Here is a 4,150-nt window from a genome sequence, read left to right as displayed (position 1 = left end):
TGGTCGCCGCCTGGATAGGTTCTTCCGTCCCCAACAACATCGACTCAAAGAATCAGTCCTGGGTGCTGAGGGACTGGTGCGTCTGTTCTGTCAAAAAAACATCCTCCAGAGCCCCTGAGAGCGCAAAAAACACGAGAATCTCTTCTCTTGGCGAGTACCTTGGCACGAGCGCTGCCAGCCATGGAGAGCGAAGCGAAGGCTGGTAGTCCCCAGTAGCCGCGAGACCGCACTGTTTTCCCGGCGTGCCTTGCGCCAGAGGGAAAACAAAGTAGGCCTCCGAACGCGGCGTCCAGTCATTGGGAGACAAGTACGGAGCAGCAACGAGCTTGCGAAGTTGTTGCGCAGTGCTTGGTGACCAGGACGGCTGGGGCACCAATAGGTTGTCAAAGGCCGAGTCGATTTTGGGGGCTGGGACGCCCCAAAATCTATCACGAGGCCGAAGACACGCTTGAAATGGGCTATCGGGCTATCTTGGCCACGTCCCGGCGCCCAAAAACGCCGGAACTAGGGGATCGGTGAGCGATGCGGGTTAGGGATTTCATCTGGCAGGCGGCATCGAACAAGGGCTGATTGACCCGGCTGGAAAGCCACAGGAATTCCACCTTGTCCAGACCGGGCAGCGCCTCACACCAGGATTCGACCAGTTTCCTCTGGGCGGTGGGTTTGAGGTCTGTCTGGGTGCAGGCCAGGTTCAGGTACCTGCCGCCGTCATACTCGGATGGATGGCGGATGGCTTCTGGTGGGAAGCTATGGCCCGGCCTGTAGGTCCAAAAACCGGTCTGGGCCTGGTCGCCGTGCTCATGCACTGCCTGTTCCACCCGTTCCTTGAATTCCTCCAGCAAACGCCGTGATGTTTCGGCCCGCGCTTTTTCCCTGAAACGGGTGAATTCATCTGGGTCTCCGGGCATGGTCTGTCAGCTTCCTCCCGCCTTCATGACCCAGCCGAATATCCGGCCTTCAGCCCCCGGTCACCGGTGGGAAAAAACCCACCTCGTCACCGTCCCTGACAGGGGTGTCGTCCTGGGCCATTTCCTGGTTGACGGCGGCCAGCACCAGTTCATCATTGGCGAAGACTTCCTTCCAGGAGCCTCCCCGCCCGGCGAGACAGGCTTTCAGAGCGCCAATGTTACTGACGTTCTCCGGCAGGGCCAGGCTTTCCCCGTCCGTTTGCAGGCGGTCGCGCAGGCTGGCGAAATACAACAGCCTGATCATGACAGCAACTCACTGAAGGGCATGAACTGAACTTTCTGTCCGGCCTCGATGGTCTGGTTCTCGGGCAGCACCACCAGGCCGTTGGCCCAGGTGGTGGAGCTGAGCACGGCCGAGGAGCGGCTGGGATAGACGCTGATCAGGTCACTGCCATCTGCTTGTTTCTCTAGTCGTGCACGGTGGAACTCGCGGCGCTTGTCCGGTTTGTTCCAGTCGAAGCCGGCAGTTGCTTCGATGGTGACGGGCATGACCTCACTCAGTCCCGCCATCCTGCGAATGAAGGGCCGGGCAAACAGCAGGAAGGTGACGAACAGGGACACGGGATTGCCGGGGGTGCCGATAAAAGGTGTGTCGCCGATGTGGCCAAAGGCCACGGGCTTGCCGGGGCGGATGGCCACTTTCCACATGTTCAGCTCACCCAGGGCTTCCACAGCGGGTTTGACATGATCTTCTTCGCCAACGGATACACCGCCCGAAGCGATGACCAGGTCGGCCTGGCCAGCGGCATCCAGCAAGGCTTGCTTGGTGGCCTCCAGGGTGTCTTCCACCTGGCCGAGGTCGATGACCTCGCAGCCCAGGGCACGCAGCATGCCTGCCACGGTGAAAATGTTGGAGTTGTAGATCATGCCCGGCTTGAGTGGTTCGCCCGGCATCTGCAGCTCGTCACCGCTGGCCAGCACCGCCACCCGGGGGCGTTGGAATACGCTGAGTTTGCCCACACCCACGGATGCGGCCAGGCCCAGGTGCTGGGGCAGCAGGCGAGCGCCAGGCTGGATGATTTCTTCGTCCTGGCGGATGTCCTCGCCTGTGCGCCGGATGTGGGCGCCGGCCTGGGGAACCGTATTGATGATGACTTCGTCGTCCTGCTGGCAGGTCAGCTCCTGCATGACCACGGCGTCGGCGCCTTCAGGTACGGGGGCGCCGGTGAAGATGCGTGCAGCCGTTCCCGGCTCCAGGGGCTGGGGAGCCACGCCGGCGGGAATGCGCTGGGAGATCCTGAGACTGGCACCTTCGGCGGGAATATCCGCCACGCGTACCGCGTATCCGTCCATAGCGCTGTTGTCCCAGCCGGGAACATTGATGCTGCTTCTTACCGGTGCAGCCAGCACCCGTCCCAGGGCGTCATGGAGTTCCAGTTCTTCCGTGGCGGTCGGGGGCTTTGCATGGGACAGCAGCAGTTCCACTGCTTCTTCATAGGGTTTGAGGTCGGAAACCGTTGGGGTGCAGTCGCATCCGGACATCTTACTTCTCCATCAGACGGGGAATGAGTACAGCAAAATTGCAGGGGCGGGTGCGGATATCCAGCTGAGGCTGAAGGATCTTTGTCCAGGCGGTGCGGCAGGCGCCGGTGGAACCGGGGACGCAGAACACGAAGGTGCCATTGGCCAGGCCGGCGACCGTGCGGGACTGCAGGGTGGAAGCGCCGATTTCCTCGAAGGAGATCTGGCGGTAGAGCTCACCAAAGCCCTCCACCTGTTTGTCCAGCAAAGGTGTTACGGCTTCCGGTGTGCTGTCTCTGCCGGTGACGCCGGTGCCGCCGGTGGCGATGATGACTTCCACTCCCGGATCGGCAATCCAGGCAGAAAATGCCGCGCGCATCTGGTAGATATCATCCGGGACGATCTGCTTGTCCACGAAGACATGCCCGGCTTCCTGCACGGCTTCCTTGAGGTAGCCGCCGGACTTGTCCGTTTCTTCGGTACGGCTGTCGGAAACTGTAAGGATAGCGATTTTCAGGGGTAGGAATTTTTCGTCACCGTGGGTATGGCCCATGTCTGTTTACCTTGTGTTAAAACGAATAGCCAAAAGATTCGTTGAATCTTGCCTTGAATTCATCCAGCGTGAAACGGTGATTCTGGGTGCCGGCTTGTTCGATCTTGATCGCGCCCATGAGAGAGGCGATGCGGCCGGTGGTTTCCCAGTCCATTCCGTTCTGCAAACCGTACAACAGGCCGGCGCGGTAGGCATCCCCACAGCCTGTGGGGTCTTCGAGCGATGCCGCTTTCGCGCTGGGAATCACGATCTCCCTGCCATCGGTAAAAATGCTGGAACCTTCACTACCGCGGGTTACGATGATGGCCTGTACCTGCCCCGCCAGTGCTTCGATGGTTTTTCCCGTGCGTTCCTGCATGAGCTTGGCTTCGTAATCGTTGAAGGCCAGCCAACTGGCCTGTTCGGCGAAACGCAGCAGGTCGTCGCCATCGAACATGGGCATGCCCTGGCCGGGATCAAAGATGAAGGGTATGCCGGCTTCAGCAAACTGCTCGGCATGTTCGATCATGCCCTGGCGGCCATCGGGAGACAGCAGCCCCAGGGTCACACCCGCAGTATCGCTGACCTTGTTCAGGTGGGAGTGGTTCATGGCGCCAGGATGAAATGCCGTGATCTGGTTGTCGTCCTGATCCGTGGTGATATAGGCCTGGGCGGTGTATTCACCATCGATGATCCACAGATACTCACGACTGATGCCCTGCCTGTCCATCCAGTCGGCATAGGGGGTGAAGTCTGTGCCTACCGTGCCCATGGGCGCGCCTTCACCGCCCAGCAGCTTCAGGTTGTAAGCGATGTTTCCCCCACAGCCGCCGAACTCCCTGCGCATATCCGGCACGAGAAAGGAGACATTCAGAATATGCACCTGCTCGGGCAGGATGTGATTCTTGAAATGGTCGTGAAACACCATGATGGTGTCGTAGGCAAAGGAGCCGCAGATAAGCGATGACATGAGGTGAACCTGCTGATTTCAAAGTTTTGCAATGGTAGCTGATTCAGGTCAAAAACGACAGGTGGACCGCTCTTTCGTGAAGGTTGGAAATGGTCTATATGTGTAACTACTCACCCCTAAGATGAGTACAAGCCTGCCTCCATGGATCTACAATCGCTTTTTCATGTCTGTAGAGGCTTGACATCATAGTACGCCGAGTCTATGCTATTGACCCAACAC

General features: G+C 59.3%; 6 protein-coding genes. All 6 read right to left on the bottom strand.

Going from position 1 to position 4,150, the window contains the following annotated elements; translation table 11 throughout:
* Window positions 1-90: 90 nt before the first annotated feature.
* The 6 genes from ACOCD2_RS13525 to ACOCD2_RS13500 are packed head-to-tail and all read right to left on the bottom strand — an operon-like array spanning window position 91 to window position 3,931.
* On the bottom strand, window positions 91-432 hold the full coding sequence (locus tag ACOCD2_RS13525) for a hypothetical protein (protein WP_419612739.1): 342 nt from the start codon (window positions 430-432) through the stop codon (window positions 91-93).
* A 26-nt stretch (window positions 433-458) separates the two neighbouring features.
* Window positions 459-908, bottom strand: a complete 450-nt coding sequence (locus ACOCD2_RS13520; RefSeq protein WP_293648469.1) for a hypothetical protein — start codon at window positions 906-908, stop codon at window positions 459-461.
* Window positions 909-957: 49 nt separating this feature from the next.
* Window positions 958-1,212 carry a molybdopterin converting factor subunit 1 gene (gene moaD / locus ACOCD2_RS13515; protein WP_293648471.1) on the bottom strand — a complete coding sequence of 85 codons (255 nt, stop codon included), beginning with the start codon at window positions 1,210-1,212 and terminating at the stop codon, window positions 958-960.
* The gene (gene glp / locus ACOCD2_RS13510) at window positions 1,209-2,450 is read right to left on the bottom strand and encodes a gephyrin-like molybdotransferase Glp (RefSeq protein ID WP_293648474.1); all 1,242 of its coding nucleotides are present in this window, start codon (window positions 2,448-2,450) and stop codon (window positions 1,209-1,211) included. The genes moaD and glp overlap by 4 nt, the downstream gene beginning before the upstream one ends.
* Window position 2,451: 1 nt before the next feature.
* The gene (gene moaB / locus ACOCD2_RS13505) at window positions 2,452-2,982 is read right to left on the bottom strand and encodes a molybdenum cofactor biosynthesis protein B (RefSeq protein WP_293648477.1); all 531 of its coding nucleotides are present in this window, start codon (window positions 2,980-2,982) and stop codon (window positions 2,452-2,454) included.
* Window positions 2,983-2,998: 16 nt separating this feature from the next.
* Entirely contained in the window at window positions 2,999-3,931 is a 933-nt protein-coding gene (locus ACOCD2_RS13500; protein WP_293648480.1) for a carbohydrate kinase family protein, read from the bottom strand.
* Window positions 3,932-4,150 lie beyond the last annotated feature (219 nt).

The organism is Thiolapillus sp., from assembly GCF_048562965.1.
Classification (GTDB): domain Bacteria; phylum Pseudomonadota; class Gammaproteobacteria; order Chromatiales; family Chromatiaceae; genus Thiolapillus; species Thiolapillus brandeum_A.
The sequence above is the reverse complement of the archived record's forward strand: the minus strand, read 5'-3'. Positions and strand labels throughout refer to the sequence as shown.